At 44.7% G+C, this 18,198-nt stretch carries 11 protein-coding genes; 2 read left to right on the top strand and 9 right to left on the bottom strand.

Translation table 11 applies throughout. The features are described from left to right. Positions 1–126: 126 nt before the first annotated feature. The 5 genes from ACE3K2_RS09415 to ACE3K2_RS09395 form a co-directional block, all read right to left on the bottom strand. Positions 127–1,596: an Msr family ABC-F type ribosomal protection protein gene (locus ACE3K2_RS09415; RefSeq protein WP_421889177.1), complete on the bottom strand. Its 1,470-nt coding sequence runs from the start codon at positions 1,594–1,596 to the stop codon at positions 127–129. 479 nt (positions 1,597–2,075) lie between these two features. After that, on the bottom strand, positions 2,076–3,959 hold the full coding sequence (locus ACE3K2_RS09410) for a beta-glucoside-specific PTS transporter subunit IIABC (protein WP_421889175.1): 1,884 nt from the start codon (positions 3,957–3,959) through the stop codon (positions 2,076–2,078). 218 nt (positions 3,960–4,177) lie between these two features. After that, complete coding sequence (gene licT, locus ACE3K2_RS09405) at positions 4,178–5,008, bottom strand: BglG family transcription antiterminator LicT (protein WP_215075086.1); 831 nt, start codon at positions 5,006–5,008, stop codon at positions 4,178–4,180. A 360-nt stretch (positions 5,009–5,368) separates the two neighbouring features. Continuing rightward, entirely contained in the window at positions 5,369–6,811 is a 1,443-nt protein-coding gene (locus tag ACE3K2_RS09400) for a 6-phospho-beta-glucosidase (RefSeq protein WP_421889173.1), read from the bottom strand. Positions 6,812–7,239: 428 nt separating this feature from the next. Beyond that, entirely contained in the window at positions 7,240–8,070 is an 831-nt protein-coding gene (locus tag ACE3K2_RS09395) for an amidohydrolase family protein (protein ID WP_421889172.1), read from the bottom strand. 322 nt (positions 8,071–8,392) lie between these two features. Between ACE3K2_RS09395 and ACE3K2_RS09390 the strand changes: the two genes are divergently transcribed. Beyond that, complete coding sequence (locus tag ACE3K2_RS09390) at positions 8,393–10,117, top strand: cellulase family glycosylhydrolase (protein ID WP_421889170.1); 1,725 nt, start codon at positions 8,393–8,395, stop codon at positions 10,115–10,117. A gap of 127 nt (positions 10,118–10,244) precedes the next feature. Beyond that, on the top strand, positions 10,245–11,144 hold the full coding sequence (locus ACE3K2_RS09385) for a manganese catalase family protein (RefSeq protein WP_076330944.1): 900 nt from the start codon (positions 10,245–10,247) through the stop codon (positions 11,142–11,144). 189 nt (positions 11,145–11,333) lie between these two features. On the opposite strand, the gene ACE3K2_RS09380 is transcribed toward ACE3K2_RS09385, so the two are convergent. The 4 genes from ACE3K2_RS09380 to ACE3K2_RS09365 all read right to left on the bottom strand — a co-directional run bounded on the left by ACE3K2_RS09380 (position 11,334) and on the right by ACE3K2_RS09365 (position 18,104). After that, positions 11,334–13,316 carry a sucrose-specific PTS transporter subunit IIBC gene (locus ACE3K2_RS09380; RefSeq protein WP_421889168.1) on the bottom strand — a complete coding sequence of 661 codons (1,983 nt, stop codon included), beginning with the start codon at positions 13,314–13,316 and terminating at the stop codon, positions 11,334–11,336. A 26-nt stretch (positions 13,317–13,342) separates the two neighbouring features. Then, positions 13,343–14,818: a glycoside hydrolase family 32 protein gene (locus ACE3K2_RS09375; protein ID WP_421889166.1), complete on the bottom strand. Its 1,476-nt coding sequence runs from the start codon at positions 14,816–14,818 to the stop codon at positions 13,343–13,345. 384 nt (positions 14,819–15,202) lie between these two features. After that, positions 15,203–16,186, bottom strand: coding sequence for a LacI family DNA-binding transcriptional regulator (locus ACE3K2_RS09370; RefSeq protein WP_421889164.1), 984 nt, complete (start codon positions 16,184–16,186; stop codon positions 15,203–15,205). A 244-nt stretch (positions 16,187–16,430) separates the two neighbouring features. Beyond that, on the bottom strand, positions 16,431–18,104 hold the full coding sequence (locus tag ACE3K2_RS09365) for a ribonuclease J (protein ID WP_421889162.1): 1,674 nt from the start codon (positions 18,102–18,104) through the stop codon (positions 16,431–16,433). Between the last annotated feature and the right edge of the window lie 94 nt (positions 18,105–18,198).

Genomic DNA, 18,198 nt, shown 5'->3' with positions numbered 1-18,198 from the left:
CATCGGAAGCATACGCTATCCCGGATTTACTCCTTTATAAAAGGATTCAAAATAATCTGGGGATAACAGCGATCGGAAGTTTGTTCTGTCATCGTAGTGTCCAGTGTAAATATTCTTTAGTTCAACTTATATATTCACCTGAATTAATTGACGCTCCGTAATCTGAAATTGTTGATCCGCTGTATTTTCAATAAACCTCTGATCATGAGATACATACAGAATCGTTCCTTCATAAGCCTTGATAAACCGCTCCAACGCTTCCAATGCATGCATATCCAGAAAATTTGTCGGTTCATCCAGCAATAGAATGTTATATTGTCCAAGAAACAAGTGACATAATTGAAGACGAATCGCTTCCCCTCCACTTAATGTCCCAACATTCTTGAGCATGTCATTCCCTGTAAACTGCATTGCGTGCAACGCACTTCTCAGCTCTGACTCCTCATATTCCGAACGATTCTTCAGGAATTGTAATACAGTCTCTTTTGTCGTAAAACGATAACTCATCTGTTGAAAATAACCAAGCTTCGCTTTTGGAGACATCGTGATGTGATCTCCACCATGAAAAACATGGTTAAGCAATGTGCTTTTCCCGCTGCCATTGGCTCCGGTTATCGCTATTTTTTGTTTTAATGGAATCTGTAAACTTACATCCTCCAACAATATCTTTCCATCCACCTCAAGTGTAAGGCGATCTGCCATAATTGGAAATCGGTTGTGCAGCTCCAGTGTCTTCGGCTGACGGAAGATCATTGGCCGTTCCTCTTTCACTGCCTTTACCTCATGAAGCTGTTGCATCCGCTGTTCAATCGCCTTGGCTGCACGGTGCACCGCTTTTTGGCTGGTGCCTTTGGATTTCGTCTCAAACATACGGTTTGCTTTTGCCTTGGATTCTTTTTTGGACATGCTGCCGGCCTGTGTTATTTTCTCGGCTTTTTTCATCTTTTCTCGGGCGGCCAGCTCCAATCGTCTTTTCTCCTTCGAGAATTGTTCATGGGCCTGGTTTTGCTGTTCACGCTCCAGGCTTTTCTGTGCCTGATAATCGCTATAGTTGCCGGAATATACGTGTACTTCTCCCTGATGAATTTCCCAGATCGTGGTCACCAGTTCATCCAGAACCGCACGATCATGACTGATCAGCACAAGCGCCCCATAGTAATAGCGCAATTCATCCAGCAAAAATGTAATGCCCTCATGGTCCAGATGGGTTGTTGGTTCATCCAACAACAATACTTCGTGGTAATGAGTGAACATTTGAGCCAGCTTTAGACGGGTCTGTTCACCGCCACTCCATGTTTTATCATGTTGAGGAATCGCCAATTTGCTGAGTAGAGCGCCATCAACTTCCAGATTTTCGTTAGGCCGGGGTGGTTCGACTTGTTCCAAATAACCAAACTCTGCGTAACGTTTTACCTTTCCAGCTGTCGGCTGGATCTGTCCCGCAATGAGTTTCAACAATGTACTTTTACCCTGACCATTACCTCCTACTACACCAATACGATCCAGTTGATGCACAGCCAGTCGCTCAATGTTCAACACTGCTTTATCCATGTAGGTCATCTCAACCTGCTCTAATTCAAAACATATCTTTTCCATATTCGCTACCTCCGAAATAAGATTTATTTCGTATCGATAGCGAAGCACACTTCTATCGATACGAGCTTATCATGCCAGCTCGTATCAATAGAACAGTAACGTCATCATAACGGAGTACCTCCTGTAGTTTCAACTGAACATCAGATCTGATCAGACTAGTGATAAGTAACACAAAAAATCACAGGCAAAGGCCTGTGATTCAATGTAAACGGGAAAACAAGTTAAACCATGTATATAAGTTCAGGATGATTGAAATGACAGACTGATCCCGTTTACTCTGAACGAACCGTCAGAGCCTTTGAACGTATTCAATTACCGATTCAAAGGAAGGAAACGCAGTCTCATCGCATATGTCATGTTCAATAATCCACCTTTCATTATCATGTAATCAATGTACAATTCTAATTATAATTTTCCAATTCCACCATGTCAACGGAACCAACCAAACTCTAATTCATTGAATTTGTGTTGATTCTATTTTATTCCTCTCCCTTTCCACTGTTCAACTTCAATAGAAGCTCCTGGCTGTGAACCTGACCTGTAGCCTGCGGAATGACTTCCTCGTAGTTGGCGGAATTCGTGACTATAATCGGCGTTACCGTGTGGTACCCAGCAGCCTTAATCTGTGCGATATCGAACTCAAGCAGCAGATCTCCCGCTTTGACCCTGTCCCCTTCTTTGATATGAGAGACAAAATGCTGCCCATCCAATTTAACCGTATCAACTCCGACGTGAACCAATATTTCAGCACCGGTGTCTGATACAACAGCCAAAGCATGTTTTTTCTTGAATGCAACAGTAACTGTACCGTCAAATGGCGCTACCACTCTGCCCACAGTCGGCTCAATTGCAATCCCTTTTCCCATCGCTCCGGATGAAAACGCCGGGTCAGGAACTTCAGACAAATTCACAATTGTTCCTTCGATTGGGCTTAATACTTCTTCGTCTGAAGCATTCATTGTACGGCCAGATTGCTCGGCGGATGACGTAGATTCGGATGTTGTTTCTTCTTCGACCGGATCTTTGAAGCCCAGGATGTACGTCAGTACAGCCGAAACAACAAAGGATACTACGATACCCAGAATCAATCCTGGGAAGCCTTGTCCACCTGGTCCGTAGAAGATTGGCAAAGTTAGCAATCCCGGTGCACCGGACGCAAATGCCAATGTGCCCGCTTGACCAATGATCGCTCCACCAACTGCACCACCGATTACCCCTGCGATGAACGGACGTTTCAGTGGTAATGTTACCCCATAGATGGCCGGTTCCGTAATACCGAATAATGCGGTCAGCGTGGATGACCCAGCCAGCGTTTTCAGTTTTTTGTTCTTGGTTTTCAGCATAACCCCAAAAGCTGCACCCGTTTGAGCAAAAATCGAAGCTGTCGCAGCCGGTTTAACACCATCCTGCCCATATACTGCAACGTTGTTGATAAATACCGGAATAAGACCCCAGTGTATTCCGAAAATCACGAGCAGCTGCCAGCTTGCACCCATAACGGCACCAGCGAGCAATGGACTGAATCCAAATGCGGCAACGAGTCCAGCTGCAATTGCATTACCAACGTATACGCCAAATGGTCCAAATACCAACAGTGTCAGCGGTACCATAATCACTAGCAAAAATAAAGGTGTAACAAAGTTTTTCACACTATCGTGAAGTGTCTTATTAAAGAACTTCTCCAACTTGCTCATGACAATGACAGCTAAAATGATAGGAATAACCGTCGAGGAATAGTTCATCAGAATGACTGGGATACCGAAGAAATCCGTTGGTGTACCCTCTGATTTTAACGTGACGATGGACGGATAGATCAGTGCTCCTGCAATCGTCATCGCTACAAACATATTTCCCTGGAATTTACGTGCTGTTGTAACCGCTAACAACAGAGGTAAGAAGTAGAAGAGACTATCTGCTGCTGCATACAGGATCGTATATGTTGTTTCTGTTGTTTCCAGCCATCCGATATTGCTCGCAATCAGCAATAACCCTTTTAGAATACCGGCTCCCGCCATAACACCCAGAAGTGGTGCAAAGATGCTGGATATGATATCGATAATACCCCCAAGGCCTTTGGCTGCTTTGCGAGGTTTTTCTTTACCTGATGAATCGTCCAGAATGTTACTGATTTGTCCAATGGCACTATAGACTTCAGGCACCTTGTTACCAACAACAACCTGGAACTGTCCACCATTTTCTTTAACTGCGATGATGCCTTCTGTTTTCTCCAGCTTGGCCTTGTCTGCCTTGGCATCGTCTTTCAATACAAACCGTAACCGTGTTGCACAATGAACAAGCGAATCCACATTTTTCTCACCGCCGACGAGTTCTACAATCTCTTTGGCCAGTTTCTCTTGACTCATAATCTGCACCCCCACTTTTTCTCAAACAGGCCCTTTACCGATTTTTTTTGCACGCAAAAAACCTAAGCCTTGAGTAAGGGGATACGGACACAATGGTCCTGACCTTCTCATGACTTAGGTTTTGCCTGCATAACCAGTAACAATCCCAGTTAAATCGTATTCAATTCCTGTTAGTCACATATTATTATAATTAAACCATATTTGTCAACATTTAAATATTAGCGATTAACCACCCGTTCAATATGAACCGTCAAATATAATTTTTCTTCATTGGTCAGCTCATGGTTGTACTCTTTTTTGACAAACAACTCAATTTTCTCCGTACACGCTGCGGCATCCGGATGCTTCTCTTTAATCATGTCATAGAAATGATCATAGTTGTTGTCGTAATGCGTACCACTGAGCACTCGCTGAGAGAAGAACTTCAAATGGGTAATGAAGCGAAAATAACTGAGGGAATCCTCATCAAATTCCATTTTGAAATGATATTTCGCTATATTAATAATTTGCTGGATAAACTTCGTAATGTTCATCGTTGTAATGACTTCTTCGTTCATCTCTGCGTTCACAATATGAAGGGCAATAAAAGCGGCTTCATCTGGCGGCAGCTCAATATTCATGCGCGTGTTGATCTGTTCCAGCGTCCTCAGGCCCAGCTCAAATTCAGGCTTGTACAACTGTTTGATCTCCCACATTAATGCGTTCTTGATCTCCACGCCTTCCCGATAACGTTCGATCGCGAAGTTAATATGATCCGTAAGGGATACATAGATGTTCTCATTCAGCTTTCGGCCCAGATTCTCACGCGCATACGTGATGATTTCTTCCACAATTTCAATCAGTTCCATCGGTACTTCGCGCAGCAGCATTTTGAAATTATCGGATGTTTGTTTGTTTTTCAATGCAAATACTTTCTGGATGCGGGTCTCGTCTACTTTGTCCCCCGGCTTTTTCTTAAAGGCAATCCCACGTCCCATCACCACAAGCTCAGCTCCATCCGCCTGATAGATGCTAATGACGTTATTGTTGATAACCTTTGCTATTTTCACTTCAATCCCCCCGTCACGTTCCACTCTCTTGGCAGTTATACATCGTCTTGGGGCATACAAAAAAAACCTAAAGCATCACAAAATAAACAAGACATGGTGGTCTGCTTTTTTTGGTGCTTAGGTTTTGCCTACTTTGAGTAGTAACAATCCCAGAAACGATATAATTGCGTCAAGTATAGCGCGAACCTAACGATATGTCAACGCTTTCAATGCGAGGACAATCGGAAGTCCCATGGTTATATAAATTAAACTAGAGAATATTCCTCTTCGTTTAGTGTAAATGTTTAGTTCAATTTATATAGATGAAACTTCCGATGTTTTATTGCTGTGCAAGACCATTTTAATTCAGAAAAATATAAACTACTCGTCACCCAGGTTTGTTCCGTTGGATGCAATCACATTTTTGTACCACTCAAAACTTTTCTTCTTCAGTCGTGTCAGCTCTCCTTGACCTTCATTATTACGATCCACGTAAATGTAGCCATAACGTTTTCTCATCTCACCTGAGGATGCACTTACAATATCAATAGGTCCCCAGCTGGTGTAACCGATGATGTTCACGCCATCCTGAATAGCCTCACCCATTTCAGCTACATGTCGTTTCAAGTAGTCAATCCGGTACGCATCATCCACTTCACCTTCCGGTGTAACCACGTCATTGGCACCAAATCCATTCTCAACAACAAACAGCGGTTTCTGATAACGGTCATGTAGTTGATTAGCGGTAATACGGAATCCTTTGGGATCAATCGTCCATCCCCATTCGGACTTCGCCAGATATGGATTGGCTACTGAGCCAAATACATTGCCGCTGGTCATGTTTTTGACCACTTCAGGATCCGTACTGGTTGTACGACTTGAATAGTAGCTGAACCCAATATAATCTACGGTATGATTCTTCAAAATTTCCGCATCACCCGGCTGCATAACAATGTTTAACCCGTGATCCTTGAAGAAACGTTTGGCGTAACCTGGATATTCCCCACGTGACTGCACATCAATGAAGAAATAGGATTCTCTGTCTTTCTCCATCCCCTGGAACACATCTTCCGGATTACAGGTATAAGGATAGAAGCTTCCTGCCGCAAGCATACAGCCAATCATGGCACCAGGGATAATCTCATGACATGCTTTGACTGCCAGTGCACTTGCAACCAGTTGGTGGTGAGCAGCCTGATATTGAATTTCCTTGATGTTATCCCCTTCATTAAACGCCAACCCCGCTCCAAGGAACGGAAGATGAAGCAACATGTTGATCTCATTAAATGTCATCCAGTATTTCACCTTGTCTTTGTACCGAGTGAATACCGTTGTAGCGTAAGTCTCGAATAAGGTTACCAGTTCACGACTTCTCCAGCTGCCATACTTCTCGATCAGATGCACAGGCACATCAAAATGAGCCAATGTAACCACAGGTTCAATGCCGTTTTTCAACAATTCATCAAACAGGTTATCATAAAATTGCAATCCGGCTTCATTCGGCTGTGTATCTTCTCCTGTAGGGAAAATCCGTGCCCAGGCAATGGAGACACGCAGTGCTTTGAATCCCATTTCGGCAAACAGGGCAATATCTTCAGGGTAACGGTGATAAAAATCGATCGCTTCATGTGAAGGATAGAACTCGTTAGCAAGCGGTGTAAAAGCTGGAACATGACCTTTCATAATGTTTCTGCGGTTCTCTCCTGTTGGCAGCAAATCAACGATACTCAGTCCTTTGCCGTCTTCCAGATACGCCCCCTCCGCCTGATTCGCAGCAATGGCTCCACCCCATAGAAAATCTTTAGGAAATTTAAAATTCGTCATCATCATTCTCCTTCCAAATATGTAATTCAGTTACCCGCTAAAATCGCATGAAATATTAATAAGACAAACTATTTAAGTTGAACTGTACATTTACACATAAACGGAGAGGACAGAAAAAATCTGGAGAAGCAACGCGTTCGCCTTTATCACCGGATTTCCCCTTTGAAGAGGGAATCAAAAAATCTGGGGATAACAGCGATTGGAAGATTGTTCTGGCCGCGCAGTCGTCCCGTGTAAAATCGTTTGTTCAACTTAAATACAAAAAACCCGAACCAGCCTGGGTACACGATTACGTGTAAACAAGCCAGCTCAGGTTATGCCCATATCGGTAACATTCCCAGATCACAATTATGCGGATTGGATAAAACTTTAGCAAGAATCAGAACCGTTGTCAACTCCTTGAAACTGGTTTAGCTTCGGAATGCCCACTACGATATTTGATAGAACGCAGCACACGTGCCGCCAAGAATCCTCTCTTGATCTGACACAGATAAGGAACGAATGTGATCCGTAATGATACCGTATACATCAGCATATGCAGCTGAAACGTTGCTTACGGGCCAGTCGGACCCGAACATTAATCGTTCCGCACCAAAGGCTTCAATGGCGATATCCAGATAGGGTGTAAAGTCCTTTGAAGTCCAATTTGCCCAGTCTGCTTCCGTCACCATCCCTGAAAGTTTACAGTATGCGTTTGGTTGTGCAGCCAATGACTCTAGCGCTTCTTGCCATGGGGAGAGTATACCTGATTTGATGTCGGGTTTGGCTAGATGATCAAGTACGAATCGCTGTTCAGGAAACGCTTTAACCAGTTCAACGGCATAAGGCAGTTGCTCCTTCGATACCAACAGATCATAGGCCAAATCATACTCTTTGAGCAATGAAATTCCGCGCTGAAAGTCTTCTCTCAATACATACTGAAGATCAGGTTCATCCTGTATGACATGACGCACACCTTTCAAATACGGATTGGACGCGAGCAGTTCAAGCTGATTTCGAGCATCATCCGAACAAAGATCCACCCAACCGACAACACCTTTGATAAACTCGTATCGTTCTGCCAGTTGCAGAAGCCACTCCGTTTCTGTCAGTGATTGTCTCGCTTGTACTGCAATACATCCATCCATGCCCGATTGTGCTAATATAGGTTCCAGATCTTGTGGGAGAAAAGACTGACGAATGGCTTTCATTTCTTCTCCAATCCATCCATACTCGGCGATATTGTATTCCCAGAAATGTTGATGTGCATCCAGCTTCATTTGATATCCCTCCAAGGGTAGTTGAATCTAATTAATGTTAGAATGCAATTATATCATCTCAATTCCAAATAGAATCATTATCTTCACACATACGACAGATAAACCGCATCACTAATTATGACATGAGTTTTATTTCAATTGTGCGGGTATCCCCCTATATGTAATCATGATATATTAAATTCCGAAAACGCTTTCAATACATAATTCGGTGGTGATCCCAGTATTGAACAAGTCTTGATTTGGTTTGAGTTGAGCTCCATTCTCACTATTGCTTAACTTCTATTCAAGTTCAACCATTCTAACTGATAAGGAGATTATGTTGATGAAAAAAAACCGTAAATCGGTCCTCTCTCTTACCCTTGTAACTGCCATGATTCTCTCCCTTTTCTCTTCGGCTATGGCTTCCGCAGCAACAGACAGCAGTGAACAGGCCAGTACCTCAGCCTCGCCAAGCAAAATGCAGGCATACGTGAATGCCATGGAGCCTGGCTGGAATCTGGGTAACTCTCTGGATGCCGTTGGTGAGGATGAGACAGCCTGGGGCAACCCGCGCATTACAAAGGAACTGATTCAATCGATCGCGAGTGAGGGCTACAACAGTATCCGGATCCCTGTGACCTGGGAAGCCCACATCGGTGACGCCCCCGACTATATAATTGATGCCGCTTACATGAACCGGGTTCAAGAAGTGGTAAACTGGGCCCTCGATGCCGATCTCTATGTCATGATCAATCTTCACCATGATTCCTGGCGCTGGATCAGTTACATGGAGAAAGACCATGACAACGTGCTTGCACGTTACAACGCTGCTTGGACTCAGATTGCGGACAAATTCAAAGATGCATCCGATAAACTCATGTTCGAAAGTGTTAACGAACCACGTTTCTCCGAAGGCGGCACAACAGATGCAGCTATTGGATACCGCATGCTGGACGAGTTGAATACTTCTTTTCACAAGATCGTAAGAACTTCGGGTGGAAACAACGAGACACGTCCACTTGTGCTTCCAACGATGCATACTTCTTCCGCTCAACCTGATCTGGATGAATTAAATAAGACCATTCAAAAATTGAATGACTCCAATATTATTGCAACCGTTCACTACTACGGGTTCTGGCCATTCAGTGTGAATATCGCAGGTTACACCACGTATAACGAGGAAGTTCAGAAAGACATTACCGATACATTCGATCGGGTATACAATGCTTTCACAGCCAAAGGCATTCCCGTTATCGTTGGTGAGTATGGCTTGCTTGGTTTTGACCAGCACACAGGTGTCATTGAACAAGGGGAAAAGCTGAAATTCTTCGAATTCGTTGGACAATATCTGCGTCAAAAACAGATGACAACGATGTTGTGGGATAACGGACAACACTTCGGTCGCACAAGCTTTACTTGGTCTGATCAGGAACTATTTGATACGATGAAAGCAAGCTGGACGGGTCGCTCATCCACCGCTGAAACGGACCTCGTATACCTTAAACAAAATGAAACCATTCAAGATAAAAAAGTAAAACTTAATCTGAATGGCAACAAATTCAATTCTTTGAAGAATGGCACTACCCCTCTTGTCAGAGGTAAAGACTATACGATCAAAAAAGATGTACTTACGTTAAAATCCAATCTGTTAACCAAATTAACAGCCTCTGGTGATTTAGGCGTAAATGCCACACTTACAGCAGGATTCAACGAAGGTGCTGACTGGAACTTCAACATCATTAAATATGACACGCCTAAGTTAAACGATGCGACGGGTACGACCAGTGAATTTGCCATTCCGACTACGTTTAACGGCAACCAACTGGCAACGATGGAAGCAACATATGCAAACGGAGAGAACGCCGGTCCACAGAACTGGACTTCGTTCAAAGAGTTCTCCTACACATTCAGCCCAGATTACGAACGTAATGTGATCGAGTTAAAACCAAACCTCTTCAATGAAACCAATGATGGCGAGGTCACCCTCAAGTTCCACTTCTGGAACGGAGATGTGCTGACGTACAAAATCACCAAAAATGGAACCAACGTTGTTGGTGTAGCTCTATAATACTGTTCTAACTAACGTTCTGCTCCGAGCCAAAGCTCTGGCAGAACGTTTTGTTTTATAAACGACCGAATAACGTACAAGTAACCCTTCATACCTTTACACTAACTAGGACTGAGGGGGAAATGTCATGTTTAAACGTGTAGACCGTCTTGCCATTGAACTACCCATATCAAATAATCCGGACCCTAATGGCGCTAGCGCGGTTCAGGAGTTGCTGGGTGGAAAGTTCGGGGAAATGTCAACGTTGAACAATTATATGTTTCAATCTTTCAATTTTAGGGGCAGGTCCAAGCTGCGTCCCTTCTACGATATCGTCGCGAGTATAACTGCCGAAGAATTCGGCCATGTCGAACTTGTCGCCAATACGATTAACCTCATGCTTGAAGGTTCAACTTCACCAGGTGCTCCAGACTCCACACCACTTCGTGTAGGAAAAGATGCAAGGATGACTTCACATTTTATTGAATCGGCTCAGACAGCACTTCCTTATGACTCCATGGGAAGACCCTGGAATGGTTCGTATGTTGTAAGCAGTGGCAACCTGATCTTTGATCTTCTGCATAATTTCTTTCTTGAATGCGGAGCCCGGACCCACAAAATGAGAGTCTACGAAATGACGGACAACAAGACAGCCCGAGAAATGACAGGTTATCTGCTTGTACGTGGAGGTGTGCACGTTCTTGCGTATGCCAAGGCACTGGAAATTGCAACGGGTGTGGATGTAACGAAAATGTTCCCTATTCCAAGACTGGATAACAAAGCTTTTGAAACGACACGGAAATGGGAAGCGATGGGAGAACATCGCAGACTGTACACATTCAGCGACAAGGATTATCAGGGTATTGCCCAGATCTGGAAAGGAGTACATCCAACCGATGGCGGCAAACTGGAGGCTTTTGCCGGCTTGCCGGGTTATGGAGGGCCAGTACCTGAGCTGCCTGATCTGCCGGAAGAATTTGCGCCAGGGATATCCGCGGAAGATCTGATGCAGATTGCAGAGCGGCTGAAACGGCACGCTGGTCTGTAGAACCACGATTAACGTTTGTTATTCATGGGGCGTAGATTGGATCAACATAAAATAGTGATACTTTACGTGCTGACTCTCTTGAATTGGTTAGATCACCGATGACTGTTTTATTTTGATTTCATAATTGGTTTACACAAAAAAGGGAAACGGGAGAGATAAATCTCTACCCGCTTCCCACTTTACACGCCTCTATTGAGGTTCATTGAATTTCACTATCAGTACTATTTCCCCATTCGCTTGCACACGACCAGTTGAGGTTGCAGTAATAGCTGTTATCGTTTCGTTCCCGCTTGGAATCAGCACCGGTGTAATCAATGGCAGACCGGCAGCCTGTATGACATCCATGTCAAATTCAATCAACAATTGTCCTGCAGTTACACGATCTCCGCTATTCACATGCGCAGTAAAACCGTTTCCTTTTAGTCCAACCGTATTAATTCCGATATGAACCAGCATCTGTACACCTGTCTCATGCTCCAGGATCACCGCATGTTTACTCTTGTTCATGACATGTGCGATGACACCATCAAACGGTGCATACACTTTGCCTTCTGATGGCTCAATGGCAATGCCTTCACCCATGTGTTTTTCCGAGAACGCCGGGTCAGGAACTTGCTCCAGAGCAACGATGGTACCGTTCAGCGGTGAAGCGATTTCGAGCAGATCTACTTTAGAACGTTTGCTTGTAACGGCATCAGTAACTGAATTAGTGCGCGGATTAGAATCCACTGCATTACCTTCAGCTGATGTTACTCCACTGTTGTCACGGCTTACCGATTCCGCTGCAACAGGTTGATCCTTATAGCCGAAGAACCAGGTAAGTGCAAAAGCAATCGCCATGGCAACCACGTTAGACAAGATGTACAACGGAAGTTGGCTGTTCAGATAAAGCAATGTACCGGGAATAACCGTTACAGCCATGCCTGTACCTTGCAGATGGAACAGGGAAGCGATGAAACCACCCACACCACCACCAATCAGACCCATAATAAATGGTTTCATATAACGCAAGTTAACCCCGAAGATAGCAGGTTCGGTAATGCCCAGAAATGCGGACAAAGACGAAGGTAGTGCAAGTGCTTTGAGTTTCATATTTTTCGTCTTCAGACCAACTGCTAGACAAGCGGCTCCTTGTGCTGCCATCGCACAGGTAATGATCGCGTTGAACGGATTAAATCCCGTTTTCTCCAGTAGCTGAATCTCCAGGAAATTAAAGATGTGATGTACACCTGTAACAACAATAATCTGATGGAAGAATCCAATGATAATCCCTGCGATGCCAAACGGAAGATCCAATACGGCCGTTGTTCCATGCAGTACCCACTCTTCCAGGGAATGGAACACGGGACCAATCGCGAATAGTCCAAGCGTTATCATAACCGTTAACGTAATAAAAGGTGTCAGAATTAAGTCCAGTGCCTCAGGCACCCGTCTTCTTAGTACCTTCTCGAACTTGGCTCCAATCAAACCTACAAAGAACGCGGGCAGAACCGATCCCTGATAACCCACGACAGGTATAAAACCGAACATATGCAGGGGCTGTGCTGATCCATCTGCCACCGCGTAAGCATTGGGTAATGCCGGATTGACCAGCATTAGCCCCAGTACGATACCAAGTACCGGACTTCCGCCGAATACACGGAATGCGGACCACGCTACAAGTGCAGGAAGGAATGCAAAGGCCGTATCCGTCAGAATCTGAGTGAACAACAGGAAATTGGCCGAGATATCATCAGGTGTTGCACCGAACAACGCCAAAATCTCATTCTGGGTAAGTAATCCGCGCAATCCCATGAACAAACCTGTAGCTACCAATACAGGAATGATGGGTACAAATACGTCACCAAATGTGCGGATAGCCCGCTGAAATGCGTTTCCTTCCTTTTTCCCCTGACTCTTCACATCATCCTTGGACGAACCTTCGATTCCCAGCTTCTCGACCTCTTCAAAGATTCGGTTCACCGTTCCCGTACCAAAGATAATCTGATATTGACCCGAGTTGAAAAAAGCCCCTTTCACCTTCTCGATATTCTCAACCGTTTTCTGATCAATCTTCTCTTTATCTTTCACCATGATGCGAAGACGTGTTGCACAATGTGCAAATGATGCGATATTCTCTTTGCCCCCGATGGCATGAATGACTTCCTGGGCAATGCGTTGATTCTCCGACATGTTATCTCATTCCTCTCACGTAATCCTTAATAAAGCCATTGTGTTGCTTCAAAATCAGCTTTGCCTCCGCGTGCAAACAAACGAATATCCACGCTGTCCCGTCTTGGGAAAATCCGGCTGGTAAAGACCTCTACCCCATCGTTCACAAAGATCTCGACTGAAGATGAATCCACGAACAGACGGAACTTAATCACATCCGCAGTAAGTGTGCACCGCCGTATCGCGCCATTTTGTTCTGACAGCTCGGCACCAGACATCGTCCGATCCAGAATAACTTTCTGCTGAATCCGATCATACAGAAGAACCGTTTTTTCCGTTTCACTTGCTCGGAACTCAATGCCTACAATCTCTGCACCTACATTACTTATCTCGCAAATCAGCTCATAGGCAATTCCCTTGAAACCAGCGAATGAACGACTTTCATTATCCATTGTTGCGCGAATATGTGTGCCTTCCTCTTGCTTGCGCAATTGCTCCATCTCTGCAACCGGTTGTTGAATTAACTTCCCGTCTCGGAGTGACAACTGCCGGGGAATGGTCAAGCAATGAGCCCAACCGTTATCATCTGTCGGATACGCCAGATCGGGGAGTCCCATCCAACCAACCAGAATACGTCTTCCGTCCGGACCTTGCATGGTCTGCGGAGCATAGAAATCGAATCCACGATCCAACTCCTGAAATTCACCATGTGTGAACTCTCTCGTCTGGAGATTAAGCGACTCACCGATCAGGTAACCGGACTGAAAAATATTCTGATAATGATCTCCCGCAGGATCTAAGCCTTGTGGGGAAAAGACAAGTAGACCTTTCCCGTCCATCTCCATATAATCCGGGCACTCCCACATGTAGCCAAAGGAGGTTAATTGCGTGCGAATCTCACCAAGAAACTCCCAGTTGTTCATATCGTTTGAGCGATACAGCACTGTACATCCCGTCTTGTCTGTTCTCTGTGCACCAATGACACAATAATACCTGTCTCCTTGCTGCCATACCTTGGGATCTCTAAAGTGTTCCGTGTATCCAGCTGGCACAGACGAGATCACGGGATCATTCCGTTTGGTTACTGAACCGCTTTCATCCATGACTGCCAAGCATTGATACGGATGTCTCACCCAAGCCTCATCCCTCGTATTGCCTGTGTACAGCAAGTGCAGCTTGCCGTCTTTTTCAATCGCACTGCCGGAATAAGCTCCGTGTGAGTCATACCTGCCACCAGGCTCGATTCCAATCCCGACATTTTCCCAGTTCACCAGATTCTTTGAGCGGGTATGATACCAGTATTTCATGCCGTGTTCTGTTCCAAGTGGAAACCATTGATAGAACAGATGATAATAGCCTTTATAATATGCAAAACCGTTAGGATCATTAAGCAGACCTGTTACAGGCTGAATATGGTAACTCTGTCTCCAAGGACACACGGATATCCGTGCTTCAAGCTTTGCAATCTCTCCAGGCTCAGCTTGCTCAATTCGTCTGTAGCGCTGCTCTCTAGTCATTTTCATAGCTGTTCTCCATTCTTGCTTATATAAGTTAAACCAAGAAATTTCACACTGGCACTACGATGGCAGAACAATCCTCCGATCGCTGTTATCCCCAGATTTCCTGATCCCTTTTCTAAAGGGTGAAATCCGGTGATAGCCTATGCTTCCGAAGTAGCTTTCTTACAGAAAGCTTTAAGCGAACACTCCGTTTCTTCGAATTTTTTCTGCCCTCTCCGTAAATGTTTATTTCTTATTTAACTTATACGAAAATCAAAATATAGGAACCGGTTCCGTTCAATGCAAAAAAAATAATTCCATATGGCATTACTGCCTGCCCGTGTTCGCATATCCACATTGGATATTTACAGTGGAACCGGTTCGATGGAATTATCATAAAGGATGTTTTTATAATTTGTCAACGCTTTCTCGAGGAATAAGTTCAACATCAAGTGTTGTACGTTCCTCCACCGACTCGCCTTTGACCAGACGAATAATGTGATTCGCCGCTACTTGACCTGCCTGCAAATAATGATATTTCACAGTAGTCAGCGTGGGATGAATCATCTCCGTAATATCATATCCACCAAATCCGGTAACAGACAAATCTTGCGGTATGCGAATTTTATTGGAGAACGCAATCTTCATCACACCCAGTGCGATATTATCCGTAGCCCCTACAATGATCGTTGGTGTGATCTCTTTCAGGATGGCTTCAGCGGTCACGATGGCTTCAGACATCTTGAAGCTCGTCTCGTAATACTTCACTTCACATCCACCACACTCGGCGATTGCTCGCTGGAACCCTTGTTTACGATAAATCCCTACCGCCCGATCCTTCTCGCTAACCCCCATATACACAATCTTGCGGTGACCCTGTTCGACGACATATCTGCCCATCTCATAACCTGCCTGATCATCATTGTGAACCAGACTGTGCAGTTGTTCATGCTGCTGCCCCACCAATAACACCGGAATCCGTATATCCTCAACAGCCTTCAGATGTGCTTCGGTCACTTCAGCAGCCAGCAGAATAATACCCGATACCTTCTGGCGTGCAAAATCATAGATGGCATCAATCTCGCGCTGCATGTCCTGACTCGTATTAGCGATCAGCATCTGATACTGATTACTTCGCAGTTCTTCATCAATTCCAATCAATGTCTGGGATGTTGCATAAGAATCCAGGCGTGGCACAACGGTACCGATGATGCTGGTCTTCTTCGCCTTCAGACTCTGTGCAAATGTGTTGGGAACATAGTTGTATTGTTTGATAATACGCTCAATCTTCTGACGTGTATCCTCACTAACCGATCCGCCATTCAGGTAGCGTGAGACCGTGCTTTTTGCCACACCTGCCATCTGAGCGATATCAGAAATCGTTTTATTCATAAAGACTCCTCTTATTTCTTTAACTGGTTTACCTTATATTATACTGCGAATGGCAAACCCATGGCGAATTTGATTCAATTCATTTGTCGCACATCTATTGTACATTCTCATTCCCGATGTAATAACAAAAGCCCGATATCAATGTCCCTCATACAGAAGTATGATCCGACATTCATCAGGCTGTTAAACTTTCATATACTCGTTTGCTCAGATCAGTAACAAAACACTCGCTATTTCCTACATCTCAGACTTCAATAATAATAGGCAAGATCATTGGTCTTCTTTTTGTTTGAGCGTAAATATAGTGACCGATCTCGTCTTTTAGCTTTCTTTTGATCACATTCCACTGATTCACGCCAGCCGCGGTCAACTCACCCATCTGGTTTAGAACCAGCTCATGAATTTCATGCATGAATTCTTCCGAGTCCTTAACAAACACAAACCCTCTGGAGATAATTTCGGGTGACGTGACCATCTGTTTTTCCGTTTTGCTTAGTGTAGTCACAATCACCAACATACCATCGGAAGACAGTTGCCTGCGATCACGAAGTACAATATTACCAACATCCCCCATGATCAGGCCGTCTACGAGACTGTTTCCTGATGCAATCTTGGGACCCAGCGAAGCAGTGCCGTCTTTGTACTGAACCATATCCCCATTATTCACGATAAACACATGATCACGCTCTATACCTACGGACTCGGCAAGCAGTCTGTGCTGATACAACATGCGGAACTCACCGTGGATCGGAATCAGATAATCCGGCTTCATCAAGGTTAACATCAGTTTGAGTTCTTCCTGACTGCCATGTCCCGATACATGCATTCCTGCTGCACCACTTGAACCATATATCACACGTGCTCCCAGAACATACAGGTTATCAATCACATGTGCAAGATTTCTCTCATTGCCCGGAATAGCTCCGGCAGCAATAATAACCGTATCTCCAGCATTAATTCTTACGTGAGGATGCTTGCCGGATGCCAAACGTGATAATGCTGCCATCGCTTCTCCCTGGCTACCCGTACATAATACAACAACTTGTTCTGGTGGAAACTGATCCGAGTCGATGGCTTCAATCAACAATCCGTCAGGAACTTGCAAATACCCCAATTCACTGGCCACCGATACCACATTCACCATACTCCTGCCCAACAGTGCCAGTTTGCGCCCCGTCTCAAATGCTGCATTCACAATCTGCTGCACCCTGCTGACATTTGACGCAAAGGTGGAGATAAATACTTTTTGTTTTGCACGGATAAAGGCATCCAGAATGTGGTCTCCCACAATACGCTCGGAAGGTGTGAAACCGGGTCTTTCTGCATTGGTACTCTCGGAGAGCAAGATATGGACACCCTGTTTGCCAATCTCGGCCATGCGGTGCAGATCAGGGAAAGGTCCATGTACAGGCGACATATCAAATTTGAAATCTCCGGTATGCACGACATTGCCCGCTGGTGTCTTAAAGAAGATACCAAGACAATCCGGTATACTATGACTGGTTGCGAAAAAGGATACCTCGATCCCTCCCAGCGTAATACTGGAGTGAGCATCGATCGTGTGCAGGTCCGCCTTGCGCAGCAGCCCATGCTCTTTCAGTTTAAGCTCGATCAGCCCGCGAGTGAGTCTGGATGCATACACAGGGATGTTCATTTGTTTTAACAAATAGGGAATGCCACCAATGTGATCTTCATGTCCGTGGGTAACCACAAGACCCCTGACTTTATCCAGATTCTCCAGCAGATACGCAACATCCGGAATGATCAGATCAATCCCTGGTAATGTCTCATCGGGAAACTTCGAACCACAGTCTATCACGATGATGTCCTGATTGTACTGGATGAAATACATATTCTTTCCTATTTCATTTACGCCGCCAAGTGCTGCGATATACAGTTTGTTGTGGGCTAGATTCAACTCAATTATTCCTCCTCTGCGTGGCAAACGTATGCGATACGGATCTATATTCCTAGTATGGAAGCAATCGCCTCACTTATTCATTTCAGTGTGA

Source organism: Paenibacillus sp., from assembly GCF_048976745.1.
Lineage (GTDB): Bacteria > Bacillota > Bacilli > Paenibacillales > Paenibacillaceae > Paenibacillus.
This window is presented reverse-complemented; position numbering and strand designations above follow the sequence as displayed.